General features: G+C 68.5%; 1 protein-coding gene. It reads left to right on the top strand.

The features are described from left to right. Positions 1-14: 14 nt before the first annotated feature. Positions 15-267: hypothetical protein (locus HKX41_11760; protein ID NNC24809.1), on the top strand; the 253-nt coding region annotated here is incomplete at its 3' end.

A 267-nucleotide genomic window follows, 5' to 3' on the forward strand; every position in this document is an offset into this window, starting at 1 on the left:
CAAAGGAAACCCGTATGAAACGCCTGCTTTCGCAAGGTTCGCGTCCGCAGTCCGCGCGTTCGCCGGCTGCGCATCCGCACGTTCCGCGGCGCCGGTTCGCTGCGTTGTCGGCCGCGGTATTGGCTGCGGCGTTGCTCGCCGGTTGCGCCAGTTCGGGCCCCAAGCTCGACGATGCCCAACGCCTGGCGCTGTATCGCGAACACGCCGGCGCGCCGGTCGATCGCTTCCAGTATTTCGGCAGCATCGACGGCTGGACGCCGCTGGGCG

This window comes from Salifodinibacter halophilus, assembly GCA_012999515.1.
Taxonomy (GTDB): Bacteria; Pseudomonadota; Gammaproteobacteria; order Nevskiales; family Salinisphaeraceae; genus Salifodinibacter; species Salifodinibacter halophilus.